Annotated in this window: 15 protein-coding genes; 9 read left to right on the top strand and 6 right to left on the bottom strand. The window is 72.8% G+C overall.

Annotated elements, in window-relative coordinates; translation table 11 throughout:
- Positions 1 to 49: 49 nt before the first annotated feature.
- On the bottom strand, positions 50 to 580 hold the full coding sequence (locus ACTMS0_RS05415) for a peptidylprolyl isomerase (RefSeq protein WP_441153937.1): 531 nt from the start codon (positions 578 to 580) through the stop codon (positions 50 to 52).
- 59 nt (positions 581 to 639) lie between these two features.
- On the opposite strand from ACTMS0_RS05415, the gene ACTMS0_RS05410 reads away from it, so the two are divergent.
- Positions 640 to 1,482, top strand: a complete 843-nt coding sequence (locus ACTMS0_RS05410; protein WP_441153936.1) for a hypothetical protein — start codon at positions 640 to 642, stop codon at positions 1,480 to 1,482.
- A gap of 78 nt (positions 1,483 to 1,560) precedes the next feature.
- Here the strand turns inward: ACTMS0_RS05410 and corA are convergent, their stop codons facing one another.
- The 4 genes from corA to ACTMS0_RS05390 form a co-directional block, all read right to left on the bottom strand.
- A complete protein-coding gene (gene corA / locus ACTMS0_RS05405) occupies positions 1,561 to 2,619 on the bottom strand; it encodes a magnesium/cobalt transporter CorA (RefSeq protein ID WP_441154019.1) in 1,059 nt (352 codons plus the stop codon).
- A gap of 436 nt (positions 2,620 to 3,055) precedes the next feature.
- On the bottom strand, positions 3,056 to 4,150 hold the full coding sequence (locus ACTMS0_RS05400) for a PLP-dependent aminotransferase family protein (protein WP_441153935.1): 1,095 nt from the start codon (positions 4,148 to 4,150) through the stop codon (positions 3,056 to 3,058).
- Between the two features lie 106 nt (positions 4,151 to 4,256).
- A complete protein-coding gene (locus ACTMS0_RS05395; protein ID WP_441153934.1) occupies positions 4,257 to 4,715 on the bottom strand; it encodes a nuclear transport factor 2 family protein in 459 nt (152 codons plus the stop codon).
- Positions 4,716 to 4,813: 98 nt separating this feature from the next.
- The gene (locus tag ACTMS0_RS05390) at positions 4,814 to 5,206 is read right to left on the bottom strand and encodes a CBS domain-containing protein (RefSeq protein WP_441153933.1); all 393 of its coding nucleotides are present in this window, start codon (positions 5,204 to 5,206) and stop codon (positions 4,814 to 4,816) included.
- A gap of 115 nt (positions 5,207 to 5,321) precedes the next feature.
- Here ACTMS0_RS05390 and ACTMS0_RS05385 point away from each other — a divergent pair, with 115 nt between their 5' ends.
- The 5 genes from ACTMS0_RS05385 (at position 5,322) to ACTMS0_RS05365 (ending at position 9,102) form a co-directional block, all read left to right on the top strand.
- Positions 5,322 to 5,771: an NUDIX domain-containing protein gene (locus ACTMS0_RS05385; RefSeq protein ID WP_441153932.1), complete on the top strand. Its 450-nt coding sequence runs from the start codon at positions 5,322 to 5,324 to the stop codon at positions 5,769 to 5,771.
- A complete protein-coding gene (locus ACTMS0_RS05380; protein ID WP_441153931.1) occupies positions 5,768 to 6,535 on the top strand; it encodes a hypothetical protein in 768 nt (255 codons plus the stop codon). The genes ACTMS0_RS05385 and ACTMS0_RS05380 overlap by 4 nt, the downstream gene beginning before the upstream one ends.
- An 80-nt stretch (positions 6,536 to 6,615) precedes the next feature.
- Positions 6,616 to 7,347, top strand: coding sequence for a sugar phosphate nucleotidyltransferase (locus ACTMS0_RS05375; protein WP_441153930.1), 732 nt, complete (start codon positions 6,616 to 6,618; stop codon positions 7,345 to 7,347).
- Positions 7,335 to 8,402, top strand: coding sequence for an iron-containing alcohol dehydrogenase family protein (locus tag ACTMS0_RS05370; RefSeq protein ID WP_441153929.1), 1,068 nt, complete (start codon positions 7,335 to 7,337; stop codon positions 8,400 to 8,402). Before ACTMS0_RS05375 ends, ACTMS0_RS05370 begins: the two co-directional genes overlap by 13 nt.
- On the top strand, positions 8,386 to 9,102 hold the full coding sequence (locus ACTMS0_RS05365) for a CDP-alcohol phosphatidyltransferase family protein (RefSeq protein ID WP_441153928.1): 717 nt from the start codon (positions 8,386 to 8,388) through the stop codon (positions 9,100 to 9,102). Before ACTMS0_RS05370 ends, ACTMS0_RS05365 begins: the two co-directional genes overlap by 17 nt.
- A gap of 105 nt (positions 9,103 to 9,207) precedes the next feature.
- On the opposite strand, the gene ACTMS0_RS05360 is transcribed toward ACTMS0_RS05365, so the two are convergent.
- The gene (locus ACTMS0_RS05360) at positions 9,208 to 10,494 is read right to left on the bottom strand and encodes a glycosyltransferase family 4 protein (RefSeq protein WP_441153927.1); all 1,287 of its coding nucleotides are present in this window, start codon (positions 10,492 to 10,494) and stop codon (positions 9,208 to 9,210) included.
- Between the two features lie 24 nt (positions 10,495 to 10,518).
- On the opposite strand from ACTMS0_RS05360, the gene ACTMS0_RS05355 reads away from it, so the two are divergent.
- The 3 genes from ACTMS0_RS05355 to ACTMS0_RS05345 all read left to right on the top strand — a co-directional run bounded on the left by ACTMS0_RS05355 (position 10,519) and on the right by ACTMS0_RS05345 (position 14,484).
- Complete coding sequence (locus ACTMS0_RS05355; RefSeq protein ID WP_441153926.1) at positions 10,519 to 11,379, top strand: Fpg/Nei family DNA glycosylase; 861 nt, start codon at positions 10,519 to 10,521, stop codon at positions 11,377 to 11,379.
- A 267-nt stretch (positions 11,380 to 11,646) separates the two neighbouring features.
- Complete coding sequence (locus tag ACTMS0_RS05350) at positions 11,647 to 13,218, top strand: sugar transferase (RefSeq protein ID WP_441154018.1); 1,572 nt, start codon at positions 11,647 to 11,649, stop codon at positions 13,216 to 13,218.
- A 39-nt stretch (positions 13,219 to 13,257) separates the two neighbouring features.
- Entirely contained in the window at positions 13,258 to 14,484 is a 1,227-nt protein-coding gene (locus tag ACTMS0_RS05345; protein ID WP_441153925.1) for a sensor histidine kinase, read from the top strand.
- The last annotated feature ends 21 nt before the right edge of the window (positions 14,485 to 14,505 follow it).

Here is a 14,505-nt window from a genome sequence, read left to right as displayed (position 1 = left end):
CCGGTACCCGAGCGCTCAGTCATGGGAGCAAAGGTACCTCGCTGTCGCCTCAGGCAGCGCCGCGCTCGATCTCGACCCGCTCGATGACGACGTCCTGCAGCGGCCGGTCGGCGGGGCTGGTCGGGGTGTTGGCGATCGAGTCGACGACCTTCGCCGACTGCTCGTCGGCCACCCGGCCGAAGATGGTGTGCCGGTTGTTCAGGTGCGGGGTCGGCGCGACCGTGATGAAGAACTGCGAACCGTTGGTGCCCGGCCCGGCGTTCGCCATCGCCAGCAGGTACGGCTGGTCGAAGCGCAGCTCGGGGTGGAACTCGTCGGCGAAGGTGAAGCCCGGGCCGCCGCGGCCGGTGCCGGTCGGGTCGCCCATCTGGACCATGAAGCCGCTGATGACGCGGTGCGAGATGGTGCCGTCGTAGTACGGGCCGCTGCCCGGCTGACCGGTCCGCGGGTCGGTGTAGGACTTGGTGCCCTCGGCCAGTTCCACGAAGTTGCGGACGGTCTTCGGGGCGTGGTTCGGGAACAGTTCCAGCCGGATCGGGCCGGCGTTGGTGTGCAAGGTGGCGTAGACAGCCTCGGCCACGGGTACTCCTCACTCGTTGGTCAGTTCCATGCGGATCCTCCCATGTGCCCGATCTGGCCATGCGGAGGCATCCGAAGGTGGAGGATGACGGAGGACAACTCCCAGGAGGTGGGACCGTGTTTGGAATCGGGCGGCGAAAGACCCAGGGGCAGCTCGCGAAGGCCGAGCTGAACCAGGGCTTCGGTCACCTGAAGCAGGCGGCGACGTACGCGGCGAAGGGTGCCGGCGCCACGGTCGGCCCGCGGGTCCGGACGGCCCGGGGTGCGATCGCGCCGACCGCCGTCGTCGTGCGTGACCGCGCGTCGAGCGGCGTCGCGTCGACCGTCGCAGCCCTCGCGCCGCTGGCCCTCGCTTTCCGCAACGCGCAGGCCGAGGCGGCCGGTAAGGCCGTCACCGGGCGGAAGGCCGCCGCCGCCAAGCAGACCGCCGTCAGCAGGAAGGTGAAGGCGAAGAACATGAAGGCAGCGCGCAGGAAGAAGAAGTCCGGCCGGGGCGGGATGATGACCGGCATCCTCGCGGCCGGCGCGGTGGCCGGCCTGGCCGGCGCCATGGCCATGCGGCGGCGCCGCGAGCAGCAGGAATGGGCCGAGTACGATCCGACCCGCTCGCTGGAGCCGATGCGCGACGAGGTGGACACCATCGAGGTCACCACCCGTTCGCCCGCCGAGAAGGCGACCTCGGCGTCCACCGTGGCCGGTGGTTCCGGTACGGGCGGCGGGCCGACCGGCGCGGGCAGCTCGGCGGCGGCCGGCGGCAGCAGCGCCTCGACCACCAGTCCCGCCAAGCAGTCCACCGTCCACGCCACGGACAAGGTTCCCTCGGTGGCCGAAGGCGCCAAGGAGTCCTCGGGCCGCCCGGCCGACGACCTGTCGAAGGCCCTCAACAAGAACGGTCGCCGCTGAGCGACGGTCGACGGAAGGCGCCGGCGCGCGGGAGCAGTCCCGCCCCGCCGGCGCTTCCGCGTGGACGACCCCGGGGTGTCAGAGCCAGCCGTTGCGCCGGAACCAGCGGTACAGGGCGAGGGAGATACCCAGCATCAGGGCCAGGATCGTCGGGTAGCCGTAGGTCCACTTCAACTCGGGCATGAACTCGAAGTTCATGCCGTAGATGCCGGCGATGGCGGTCCAGACCGCGGCGATCGCCGCCCAGGCCGCGATCTTGCGCATGTCGTTGTTCTGGTCGACGGTGACCTGCGCCAGCCGCGCCTGGAGGATCGAGTTGAGCAGGTCGTCGTACGAGTTGACCTGTTCGACGGTGCGGCTGAGGTGGTCCTGCACGTCGCGGAAGTAGCGCCGGATCTCCTTCGGCACGTCCCGGTTCATCTGCGCGGTGAGCGTCATGAGCGGGCGCTGGAGCGGCACCACCGCCCGCTTGAACTCGACCAGTTCCCGCTTCATCTGATAGATCCGCTGGATGCGACCGGTGGCCTGCCGGTCGAACACCTCGGTCTCCAGGATGTCGAGGTCGTCCTCCAACTGGTCGGCGACCTCCAGGTAGAGGTCGACCACCCGGTCGGTCACCGCGTACGCGACCGCCCAGGGGCCGTGGAGCAGCAGCTCCCGCTTGGTTTCCAGGTCCGCCCGCACGGGGGCGAGTCGACAGGCGTCGCCGTGCCGGACGCTGATCAGGAAGTTCGGCCCGATGAACAGCATCACCTGACCGGTCTCGACCACCTCTGAGGTCTCGGTCAGCTCGGTGTGCTCGCAGTAGCGGGCGGTCCGCAGCACCAGGAAGCTCACGTCACCGAACTGCTCCAGCTTCGGCCGCTGCTGGGCCTTGACCGCGTCCTCGACGGCCAGCTCGTGCAGCCCGTACGTGGCGGCGATCTCGGTCATCTCCGCCAGCTCGGGCTCGTGCAGGCCCAGCCAGACGAAGCCGTCGTCCGCCTGCCGCGCCGCGGCCAGCGCCTCGGCGTAGGTCCAGTTGCCCGACTGGCGCTTCCCGTCGACGTAGAGCGCGCAGTCGACGACGGAGTCGCGTCGCCGACCGGCCGGTTCCGGGACGGGTGGTGAGGCGTCGGAGGCGAGCCGCCGGGTCATGGCCCGCACCGGCGCCACCCAGTCGCGGGACCGGGTGCCCCGGCCGCCGCCCGGCAGCACCGTCCGCGCCCGCTCCATGCCGTCCGCCATCACGCCCCCCTTCACGCAGCGCCGCGGATTGCAGGGTACGCCCGCCGCGGCGTCACCGCCGGTGACGGATCGCCCGGGGGGTGGCGCCGGGCGGGCCGGGCCGCGTTGGGGGGTGAGGGGACGACACGGCCCACCCGGCGCCTTTGGGGGCGGGGGATTGTGCTGGTGGCGCCGTTCCTCGCGCGGTCGGGGCGGGCGCACCCGGGGGCGGGTGCGGCCGGGTCACGAGACCGTGACCTCCGCTACACGTGGTGAATGACGCTCGCAGCATTGTGGGCCGGCAGCCGCCCCGACGGGAGCCCCGGGGCGGCCGATATCGCGGAACTGTCGGAAACCCGACAGTAATTCAGCCGCGGGTTGCTGCAACCGCCTCGGCAAGTCGGCGTACGCCCTCGTCGATCCGGTCGGCGGTCACCGCCGAGTACGCCAGCCGCAGCGCGTGCCGTCCCCCGTCGAGGACGAAGTCGCTCCCCTTCACCACGGCGACGCCACGCTCCGCCGCGGCCGGGGCGAGCTTGTCCACGTCGACGTCCTCGGGCAGCTCCACCCAGAGGAAGTAGCCACCGTCCGGTTCCACGAACCGGGCCTCCGGGAGGTGCCGCCGCAGCGCCTCGGCGAGCACCCGGGCGCGCTCGCCGAGGGCCCGGCACACGGTCTCGATCGAGCGGTCGATGGCCCCCGAGACGCAGAACTGGTGCACGATCGCCTCGGAGACCATGCCGGGGGAGATGTAGAGGCTGGTCGCCTTCTTGGCGATGTCGGCGATCAGGTCCGCCGGCCCGACCAGGTACCCGACCCGGACGCCCGGGCAGACCGTCTTGGTGAAGCTGGAGGCGTGGACCACCACGTTGCGGGTGTCGAGCGACAGCATCGACGGCAGCGCCTCGCCCCGGAACCGGATGTCCGCGTACGGGTCGTCCTCGAAGATCGTGAACCCGTACTCGGCGGCGAGGTCGAGCAGCTCCCGCCGCTTCTCCAGGCTGAGCGTCACGCCCGCCGGGTTCTGGTAGTTCGGGATGATGTGGGCCAGCCGGGGGCGCACCCCGGACTCCAGCAGCTTGCGCAGCTCGGCGGTGTCCAGCCCGTCCGGCTCGATCGTGATCCCGTGCAGCTCGCTGCCCATCCGCTTCAGGTTGAGCAGGGTCCGGTCGTACGTGGGGCGCTCCACGACGACCGCGTCGCCGGGGCGGACCAGGTGGTCGAAGAGGAACGCGTCGGCCTGGAGCGAACCGTTGGTGACCAGAACCTGGTCGGCCTGGACCCCGTGCTTCTTCGCGATCCACTCGCGCAGCGGAAGGTAACCGACGGAGGTGCCGTACGCCGTCACTCCGGCGGGATCGGCGTCGAACGCGCGGACGGCGGCGGCCTTGAGCCCCTCGACATCGACGATGTCCAACGAGGGAGCGCCACGGGCGAAGGAGATCAGCTGCTCGGCGGTCATGGCTGTTGAGCGTACGGAAGGCGACGGGGTGCGCGCGGTCGGCACGGCGATGTCCGCATCCTGAGCCACCGGGACGGGTGACCGGGGTCGACCGGTCGGCGACAGATCAGACCGGAAGGCCGAGCGGGTCGTGCTGCGCCTCGCGGGAGAGCCCCTCCACGTGCAGGCCGAGTGCCGTGATCAGCTGACCCCAGTCGAAGTAGGACCGCCAGGCGGCGATCCGCCCGTGCCGCACCCGCACCACGTCCACGACGTCCCAGCTGATCGTCCGCATGGTCGGCGCGACGGTGCCGAAGGGCGTGTGCAGCACGCCGGTCTGGGTGCCGGTCAGCCGCTGCTCCACCGCCGCCCCGCCGGCCGTCTGCACGGCGCCGAGCCGGTCCACGTACAGGTCGGGGAAGGCCCCGGTCCAGGTCCGCAGCAGCGCGGGCAGCTCGATCGGGCGCACGGTGACGCCCGGCATGGCGTAGAAGGCGTCCGCCGCGTACAGGTCGGGCAGCCGCGCCACGTCCCGGCGCAGGAGCATCGCGTACTGCTGCTCGACCAGTCGGTCCGCGCCGCGCATGGCACCCTCCCCCGCGGCCGCGGCCCGTCCGCGCCCGCAGGGGATCCTTACCCGTCGATCGGCGGCCCAACCCCGGATGCGGCGGACCGGGCCGGCACTCAGCCGGTGCCGACCATCCGGCTGGCCGCCCATACCCGCATGATGTCCCGCACCGAGATCACCCCGGCGACCTCGCGGCCGTCGAGCACCACCAGGTGCCGGAAGCCGCCGCGGGCCATCGCCGCCGCCGCCTCCTCGACCGTCCACTCCGGTCCCGCGTACACCGCGTCCCAGGTCAGGTGGGCCCCGGTCCGCTCGACGTCGCAGTCCAGACCTGCCCCGATGGCGTTGAGCACGTCCCGTTCGGTCATGATCCCGATCCCCTCGGAGTCCGGATCGATCACGACCGCCGACCCGACGCCACGGGCCGACATCATCTGCGCGGCCTGACGGAGCGTGTGCTCCGGACCGACCACGAGAACCTGGCTGGACATCGCTTCCCGAACCTGCATCACGCATCACCCCTATGGGACGGCGGCACCCGGTACGGAACATGGTGCGCCGGGTGTGTTTCCAGGACAAGCCCAGACATCGCCGCGGTCCTGGGCGGCTCGCTACTGTCGAGGCGTGTCCACCGAGCCCCTGCGCTGCGCGGGCGCGCTGATCGTCGACGACGACGGCCGCCTCTTCATCCAGCGGCGGTCCCCCGACCGGCGCCTTTTTCCCAACTGCTGGGACATCGTGGGCGGCCACCTGGAACCGGGCGAGGAGATCGAGGACGCCCTGCGTCGGGAGGTGACCGAGGAGACCGGCTGGACGGTCGCGTCCGTGCTCGGCCTGGTCGGCGAGTACCGGTACGTCGCCGACGACGGGCTGGAGCGGATCGAGAGCGACTGGCTCGTCCGGGTCGACGGCGACCTGGCCCGGCCGGCGCTGGAGGTGGGCAAGCACACCGAGTTCCGCTGGCTCACCGAGCGGGACCTCGACCTGCTCGACGAGCACCGGGACGTCAACGACGGCCTGATCCGCCGGATCGCGGAGGACGCCTTCGCCCTGCTCCGCACGATCGGTTCGTGAACGACACCGTCGACCTGGCGCCGCACCGGTTCGCCGGGTTGGTGGCCCCCGCGGTCGACCGGGTGTTCGTCGCCGGCATGCGCGCCGGCCGGGACGCCGGGGGCGCCGAGGTCAGCCAGCGGTACGGCGGGCCGGCGGCCAGCGGTTTCCTGGTGGATCTGCGCACCCGGCTCGCCGTCCCGGGCGGCACCGTCGAGGCGGCCGGGTTCGCGGCGGTCACCCGGTACCGGGACCCGGCCGCCTGCCGGCGGGCGCTGGACCGGCACGTCGCGCACGGGATGATCCACCGCCGGCCGGACGGCGCCATCACCGCGACCGAGCGGGGGCTGGCCTTCCTCGACGAGCTGTGGCAGGTGCACGCCCAGGCGACCGGGGAGCTGTGGGCGGGGCACGCCGAACGGGTGCTGCGGCTGGTCGAGGCGCTCGGCCGGGTGCTCGCGTACGCCCTCGTGCTGGCCGAGGAGGACGGCGACGCGGCGGGCGGCGCGTTCGCGGCCATGGCGCCGCCCCACGAGCCGGACGGCACCCCGCCCGGTGTGCTGCTGCTCAACCGGCTGGGCACGCTGCGCCACCACCGGGCCGACGCGCACGCGGCCGCGTGGTCGGCCGCCGGGCACACCGCCACGAGCGTCGTCGAACTGGCGTCGGGGCCGGAGCGCCTCGCCATCGAGCTGGAGACCGACCGCCGGGCGGCCGGCCCGTACGTCGTGCTGACCGCCGAGGAGCGGCTGACCATGCTCGCCGACCTCGCGGCCCTGCCCTAGCTCCGGTTGCCGGTGGCGGTCCCGGCCGGCGGCGCTATCCTCCTCCGGTGAACGCCAGACGAACGGGACATGATGCCGGCATGGTCGGAATGGTGCTGGCGGCTGGCGCCGGTCGGCGGCTGCGCCCGTACACCGACACCCTGCCGAAGGCGCTGGTGCCGGTGGACGGGGACACCACCATCCTCGACATCGCGCTGCGCAACCTCGCCGAGGTCGGGCTCACCGAGATCGTCGTCGTGGTCGGCTACGCCGCCGACGCGGTCCAGGAGCGGCAAGCCGACCTGGAGAAGAGGTACGACGTCACGATCACCCTCGTGCACAACGACAAGGCCGAGGAGTGGAACAACGCGTACTCCCTGTGGCTGGCCCGGGAGTGGTTCGCGCGCGGTGTCCTGCTGGTCAACGGCGACACGGTCCACCCGGTGAGCGTGGAGAAGACCCTGCTGGCCGAGCGCGGTCCCGGCGTCCTCCTGGCGATCGACACGATCAAGACGCTGGCCGAGGAGGAGATGAAGACGACCTTCGACGCCGCCGGCCAGCTCACCCGGATCACCAAGCTGATGGACCCGGGCGAGGCGTACGGGGAGTACATCGGCGCGACGCTGATCGAGCCGTACGTCGCCGACGCGCTCGCCGACGCCCTGGAAGCGACCTGGCGGCGGGACCCGAACCTCTACTACGAGGACGGCTACCAGGAGTTCGCCGACCGGGGTGGCGAGGTACGCGCGGCGCCGATCGGCGACGTCCTCTGGGTCGAGGTCGACAACCACGACGACCTGGCCCGGGCCCGGGAGATCGCGTGCCGCTACTAGCCCGTACCGTCACCACGCCGCTCGCCATCGAGGTCCGCCGCGGTGCGGTCGCCGGCCTCGGCGAGCTGCTCGCCGACCGGCGGATCTCCGCCGGCGGGGACGTGGCCGTGGTGGTCGGGCCGGGGCAGGGCGAGAAGGTCGTGGACCTGTGCCGGCCCACGCTGGGCTCGGCCGACGTGTTCACCGTGGCGGGCGGCAGCATCGACTCGGCCAACGAGCTGGGGGACCGGCTCCGTCGCCGGCACTACGACGCGGTGATCGGCATCGGCGGCGGGAAGACGATCGACACCGCGAAGTACGCGGCCACCCGGTACGGCCTCCCGATGGTCACCGTCGCCACCAGCCTCGCCAACGACGGCATCGCCTCCCCGGTGGCGTCCCTGACCCACGAGGGCGGCAAGGGCTCCTACGGCGTGCACATCCCGATCGCCGTCCTGGTGGACCTCGACTTCGTGGAGCACGGCCCGGACCGGCAGACCCAGGCCGGGATCGGCGACGCGGTGAGCAACCTCAACGCCTGCGCCGACTGGGAACTGGCCCACAAGGTGCGTGGCGAGCCGATCGACGGGCTCGCCGTGACGCTGGCCCGTACCGGCGCCGAGGCGCTGCTCAACCACCCGGGCAAGATCACCGACGACGCGTTCCTGACCACGCTGGCCGAGGCGCTGATCCTCGGCGGCATCGCGATGTCGATCTCCGGTTCCAGCCGGCCGGCCAGCGGCGGCGACCACGAGATCTCCCACGCGATCGAGCACCTGTGGCCCGGCACCAGCTCGCACGGGGAGCAGGCCGGGCTGGGGGCGCTCTTCTGCACCTGGCTCCGGGGCGACCTGGACCGTTTCGGGCAGCTCGCCCGCTGCCTGCACCGGCACGGCCTGGCCACCCGCCCGGCCGACGTGGGGCTCACCGAGGAGCAGTTCGTCGAGGCGGTCCTGTTCGCCCCGCGGACCCGCCCGGACCGCTACACGATCCTCGAGCACCTCGCCCTGTCCGCCGACGACGTCCGGAACCGGTTGGGAGACTACGTTGACGCCCTCCGTGATCACCTTGGCTGAGCCGTCCCGGCCGACGGTGGCCGACTTCCACCGGACCAACCGGGGCGGAGGGCTGTTCAGCGAGTCGATCAGCCAGTGGATCGGTGCGGCGTTCGCCCTCGTCGCGCACCGGCTCGGGCTGCGACCCACCGCGCTGACCATCACCAACCTGGTGATCGGGCTGAGCACCTCGGTGGCGGTCGTGGCGCTGGCCGAGCCGGTCGCCGACGGGCGCGTGCCGGCCTGGCTGGTCGGGGTGCTGGCGCTGGTCGGTTGGCAGGTCGCGTACGCCCTGGACTGCGCCGACGGGCAGCTCGCCCGGGTCACCGGCCAGGGCAGCGCCGCCGGGGCCCGCGTCGACGTGCTCTGCGACGTGGCGGCCCAGATCGCCCTGGTCGCGGCGCTCACCGCGACCACCGTGGCGCAGACGCCGTCGACGCCGACCTGGCTCATCGCGGCGTTCGCCGGGACCTGGATGGTCAACCTGGTGACGTCGGTGATGCAGTCCGGCCCGAACGCGGCCAGCATGGTCACCTCGACCTCGCTGCCCGTACGCCTGGTGAAGCTGGTCCGCGACTACGGCGCGGTGATCTTCGTGGCCGGGCTGGTGCTGCTGTTCGCGCCCGCGCTCACGCTGTGGGTGGTCGTCGCGTTCACGGTCGTCAACGGCGGCTTCCTGCTGGCCAGCATCGCGTTCTCCGCCCGCGCCTCGCTCCGCTGACGCCCCACCGTCCGGCAGCGCGTCCGGGACCTAACCGCGCACTTTCCCCGAAAGAGTGGCCTCGCAACCGGCGATGGCCACTCTTTCGGTGAAAGTGCTCGTCCGTCAGCGGGGGGTGCGGGAGACGGCGGCGTAGATGTCGATCAGGCGTTTGGTGACCACGTCGGGGTGGAAGGTGCGCTCGTAGCGGGAGCGGGCGGCCGGGGACAGCGCGGCGGCGCCCGCGGCGGCCACCGGTAGGGCGGCGGCCAGCGCGGCCGGCTCCGGCGGCACCACCCAGCCCGCCTCCCCGGCCACGATCCCGGCCGGCACGGCGGCGGCCGTGGCCGGCGGCGGGGAGCCCGGCCCGGTCGCCGGGGCGGCCGCCGAGGCGGTGACGGCCGGGCCGGTGCCGGCGGGCTCGCGCGGGGTGTCGGCGCCGACCAGGTACGGGATGCCGCCGAGGGCGGTGCCGAGCACCGGACGGCCGGCGGCCAGCGCTTCGATGATCACGGTCGGCAGCACGTCGTGCCAGGTGGAGGTGGCCAGCACGACCGCGCTGGACTCGAGCGCGGCGCGGACGCCGGCCCGGTCCAGCGGGCCGAGGAACGTCACGTCCGCGCGCTCGGCGGCGGCCTCGACGAGTGGCCGCAGCTCGCCGTCCCCGGCGATGCGCAGCGGCCCGAACGCGCCGTCCGGGTGCCGGCGCCAGGCGTCCAGCAGCAGGTCGAGCCCCTTCTCGGGCGAGAGCCGGCCGAGGAAGAGGAAGCCGGTGCCGAGCGGGGCCGGCGGTCCCGGGTCGGGGATCGCGTTCGGCTTCACCACGATCCGTTCGTCCGGAATGCCGTAGTCGCGCAGGTGGTCGGCGACCGCCGTGGTCAGCGCGATGAAGCGGTCCACCGACCGCCAGGTGCCCCGGTGCACCGCGAGCGTCGTCGCCATCAGCGCGCTCTGCGCCCGCGAGCCCCGGTAGCAGCGGTGCACGACGGCGGGCACGCCCAGCACCCGGCCCCGGCAGTCCTGGCAGATCATTCCGTCCCGGAAGTACAGCCCCGAGGAGCAGACCTGCCGGTAGTTGTGCACCGTCTGCACCACCGGCACCCCGTGCCGGTGCGCGGTCCGCACCACCCAGGGCGAGAGCAGGGGGTACGGGTTGTGCAGGTGCAGCACGTCCGGCCGCTGCTCGGTGAGCAGGCGGCTCAGCTCCTGCTGGGCGCGCGGCGCGTAGATCGGGGAGATCGGCAGCAGCGCCTTGGCGGACCGAGGCATCGACGGGATCTCGTCGGAGCTGCGCAGGAACGGCAGCACCTCCACCCCCGCCGCGGTCAGCTGGGCGATCTCCGCGTCGACGATCGTGTTCTCGCCGGACGGCTGGGCCTCCCGGTACCGGTTGTGCGCCACCACGACTCTCACGGGAAAGAAGGCTACCGTTGGCTGGTGCCCGAACTACCGGAGGTTGAGGCGCTCGCGGAGTACCTGCGCCAGCGCGCGGTGGGCCGGTGTGTCGACCGCCTGGAGGTCGCCGCGATCAGCGCCCTGAAGACGTACGACCCGGCGCCCACGGCCGCGGCCGGACGGGTGGTGACCGACGCGCGTCGCCACGGCAAGTTCCTCGACGTGGTGCTCGGCGACGACCTGCACCTGGTGGTCCACCTGGCCCGCGCGGGCTGGCTGCACTACCGGGAGGCCTTCCCGTCGAGCGCACCGCTGCGCCCCGGAAAGGGCCCGGTCGCGCTGCGGGTACGCCTCGACGACGGCTCCGGGTTCGACCTGACCGAGGCCGGCACGCAGAAGAGCCTCGCCGGGTACCTGGTGACCGATCCGGCGGCGGTACCCGGGGTGGCCCGCCTCGGCCCCGACGCGCTCGCCGCCGACCCGGCCACCTTCGCCGAGCGCATCCGCAGCCGGAAGGGCCAGGTCAAGGGCGTGCTCACCGACCAGACGGTGCTGGCCGGGGTGGGCAACGCGTACTCCGACGAGATCCTGCACGCGGCGAAGCTGTCGCCGTTCGCGCTGACCAACCGGCTCACCGACGAGCAGCTCGTCACCCTGCACGCCGCGACCCGGGACGTGCTCGGCGACGCGGTGGCCCGGTCGGTGGGCCAGCGGGCGGCGGAGCTGAAGGGCGAGAAGCGCTCCGGGCTGAAGGTGCACGCCCGGACCGGGCTGCCCTGTCCGGTCTGTGGCGACACCGTCCGGGAGGTCTCGTTCGCCGACTCGAGCCTCCAGTACTGCCCGACCTGTCAGACCGGCGGCAAGCCGCTCGCCGACCGACGGTTGTCCCGGTTGGTACGGTGAGTGACAACCCTCACCGACTACGGAGAGGAATTGGCCGCCGCGCGACGAACGTCCGGGTCGCGTCTCCACTCCGGCCCTCATCCATCGGTATAGTGGCTCGGTCCCCGGCTTCTGAAATGGTCCGGAGCCGGCCAGATGCCATGCGGTACGTCCCGACGCCACGCCCCCCGGGGCAGCGTCCGGGTCCGGTGACCGCGTGGGAGACTGGGACGGTGGGCGATGCGAGTCCCTCACGCCGAGTGAGCGGCTCGCGTCATGCGGGAGGACATGGGTGAGGTGACGACAAGCCTCCAGCGCCCGGTATCCAACGAAGGGCCGAGCAAACTCGTGCGGCACGTCGACAGCTTCGAGATCCAGCCGCCGACACCGCCGTCCCCCAACGGCGTACCCCGGTCGGCATGGGCCCGCGCCCGGCGCCGGGTCTCCCGCTGGCACCGCCCCTACACCGCCATTCTGCTGCTGCTGGACTTCGCCGCCGCGGCCTTCGCCAGCTTCACCGCGATCCGCACCTTCGACCAGGCCCGGTCCGGCTTCTACCAAGCCCACGACGACCCGACCTGGTTCTACACCGTGGCGTTCGGGCTGCTGCCGCTCGGCTGGGTGGTCATCCTCTGGTTCAACCGGTCGTACGACCGGCGGTACCTGGGCCTCGGGCCGGACGAGTTCAAGCGGGTGATGCGGAGCGGGGTGGCGGTCTGCGCGACGGTCTCCTTCCTGGCGTTCGCCACCAAGACCGACCTGTCCCGGTTCACGGTCGGCACCGCGCTGCTCCTCGCGCTGCTGCTGGTCCTGCTGGGCCGCATCCTGGCCCGGTTCGTGCTGCACGTCGTCCGGCGCAACGTCGGCCAGGCCGGGCACCGGATGGTGCTGGTGGGCACCCTGCCGGAGTGCCTGGAGGTCCACCGGTCGGTCACCCGCAGCCCGGCCGCCGGCCTGGTGCCGGTCGCCATCCACATCACCGACGGGTACGCGGCGGCCCGGGGCGTGGAGACGCCGGTCCCGATCTACGCCGGGCGGGACGTCCTCGCCCTGGTCCGCGAGGTGGGCGGCGACACGATCGCCGTCTGCGGGTCGGCCAGCGCCGAGCCGGGTGAGCTGCGCCGCCTGGCCTGGCAACTGGAGGGCTCGGGCGTCGACCTGATCGTGGCCCCGCAACTGACCGACATCGCCGGCCCCCGGGTGCACATCCGGCCGATCGAGGGCCTGCCGCTGCTGCACGTGGAGGAGCCCACCCTCTCCGGGCCGGCGCTGCTGGCGAAGAACCTGCTCGACCGGATGGCCGCCGGGCTCGGCCTGCTGCTGCTGGCCCCGATCTTCCTCGCGATCGCCGTCGCGATCCGGATCTCCGACCCGGGCCCGGTCTTCTTCCGCCAGCCCCGGGTCGGCCACGAGGGGCGGACCTTCCGGGTCTGGAAGTTCCGCACCATGTACGTCGACGCCGAGGACCGGCTGGCCGGCCTGGTCGACCAGAACGAGACCGACGGCATGCTCTTCAAGATCAAGCAGGATCCCCGGGTGTTCCCGGTGGGCCGTTTCCTGCGCGCGTCGTCGCTCGACGAACTGCCTCAGTTGATCAACGTGCTGAAGGGTGAGATGTCGCTGGTCGGGCCGCGCCCGCTGCCCGCCGACGACGGTGACTTCCTCGGCGACGTCCGGCGGCGGCTGCTGGTCAAGCCCGGCATGACGGGTCTGTGGCAGGTCTCCGGCCGCTCCGACCTGTCCTGGGACGAGGCGGTCCGGCTGGACCTCTACTACGTCGACAACTGGTCGCTGGCGTACGACCTGAGCATCCTGTGGCGGACGGTCGGGGTGGTGCTCGCCCGCAAGGGCGCGTACTGACCTCTTGGCGGGGCGGCCCACAGGGGCAAGGATCGCTGCGTGGGTGGCAACCTCTCCGCCGTCGTCGGCGTCGTCTCGCTGGTCACCGCGCTGGCCGCGGCCCTGTTCGCGGTCGTACGCCTGCGCGGGCGCCGGGGCATCGCCACCGCCACCCAGCGGGCCACGTACGAGGTGCTGCACACCGCCGGGCTCGCCGCCGAGCCGCTGCGCGCCGGGCTGACCACCGCGAACGCGGCGAAGGCCGTACGTCATCTGCGGGCCCTGGTCGGCGCGGTCGGCCTGGCGCTGACCGACGCCGACGGGCTGCTCGCCCTCGACGGACGCGGCGCGCACCACGAGGCCCAACTGGTCGCGGCGGCCCGGCGGGCGGTGGCGGTCGGCCGGTCGACCGTGCTCGGGGAGGCGGAGCTGCACTGCGACCGGGTGGACTGCCCGGTGCGGGGAGCGGTGGTCGCCCCGCTGACGGGGGTGGACGGGCGGGTCGTCGGCGCGCTCCTCGCCGTCGCCGACGGCGCACCCGCGCCCGGCCTGGTGCAGGCGACGCTGGAGACGGCGCACTGGGCCGGGAACCAGCTCGCCCTGGCCGAGCTCGACTCCTCGCGGGAGCGGATGGCCCGGGCCGAGGTACGCGCGCTGCGGGCGCAGATCAGCCCGCACTTCATCTACAACGCGCTGACCGCGATCGGCTCGTTCGTCCGCACCGACCCGGACCGCGCCCGGGAGCTGCTCCTGGAGTTCGCCGAGTTCACCCGCTACTCGTTCCGGGCCCACGGTGAGTTCACGACGCTCGCCGAGGAGCTGCGGTCGATCGACCGTTACCTGACCATCGAGCGCGCCCGGTTCGGCGACCGGCTCCAGGTGCGGCTCCAGATCGCGCCGGAGGTCCTGCCGGTCACGCTGCCCTTTCTCTGCCTCCAGCCACTGGTCGAGAACGCGGTGCGCCACGGGTTGTCCCGAAAGCCCGGCACGGGCATGGTGAGCATCGAGGCCCGCGACGCGGGCACCGAATGCCACATAACGGTGGAGGACGACGGAGTGGGGATGGATCCGGCCGCGCTGACCGCCGGCATCGCCGAGCTGGCCGGCGCCAGTGGCGACCCCGGCGACGACGCGGGCGGCCACGTGGGCCTCTCCAACGTCGACGAGCGGCTCCGGTCGGTCTTCGGGGACGGCTTCGGGCTGGTGGTGGAGACCGGCATCGGTTCCGGCACGAAGGTCAGCATTCGCGTGCCGAAGTTCCACCCCGGCGTACGGGCGGGGTCGTGAGCGAGCGCAGCGAGCGAACCA

The sequence above is a fragment of the Micromonospora sp. H33 genome (assembly GCF_052068455.1).
In the GTDB taxonomy this organism is placed as follows: domain Bacteria; phylum Actinomycetota; class Actinomycetes; order Mycobacteriales; family Micromonosporaceae; genus Micromonospora.
This window is presented reverse-complemented; position numbering and strand designations above follow the sequence as displayed.

Coding starts and splice junctions, on each gene's coding strand:
- ACTMS0_RS05410 (WP_441153936.1), top strand. CDS start 640: ATGCGGAGGCATCCGAAGGTGGAGGATGACGGAGGACAACTCCCAGGA.
- corA (WP_441154019.1), bottom strand. CDS start 2,619: ATGACCCGGCGGCTCGCCTCCGACGCCTCACCACCCGTCCCGGAACCG.
- ACTMS0_RS05400 (WP_441153935.1), bottom strand. CDS start 4,150: ATGACCGCCGAGCAGCTGATCTCCTTCGCCCGTGGCGCTCCCTCGTTG.
- ACTMS0_RS05395 (WP_441153934.1), bottom strand. CDS start 4,715: ATGCGCGGCGCGGACCGACTGGTCGAGCAGCAGTACGCGATGCTCCTG.
- ACTMS0_RS05390 (WP_441153933.1), bottom strand. CDS start 5,206: ATGCAGGTTCGGGAAGCGATGTCCAGCCAGGTTCTCGTGGTCGGTCCG.
- ACTMS0_RS05375 (WP_441153930.1), top strand. CDS start 6,616: ATGGTCGGAATGGTGCTGGCGGCTGGCGCCGGTCGGCGGCTGCGCCCG.
- ACTMS0_RS05350 (WP_441154018.1), top strand. CDS start 11,647: ATGGGTGAGGTGACGACAAGCCTCCAGCGCCCGGTATCCAACGAAGGG.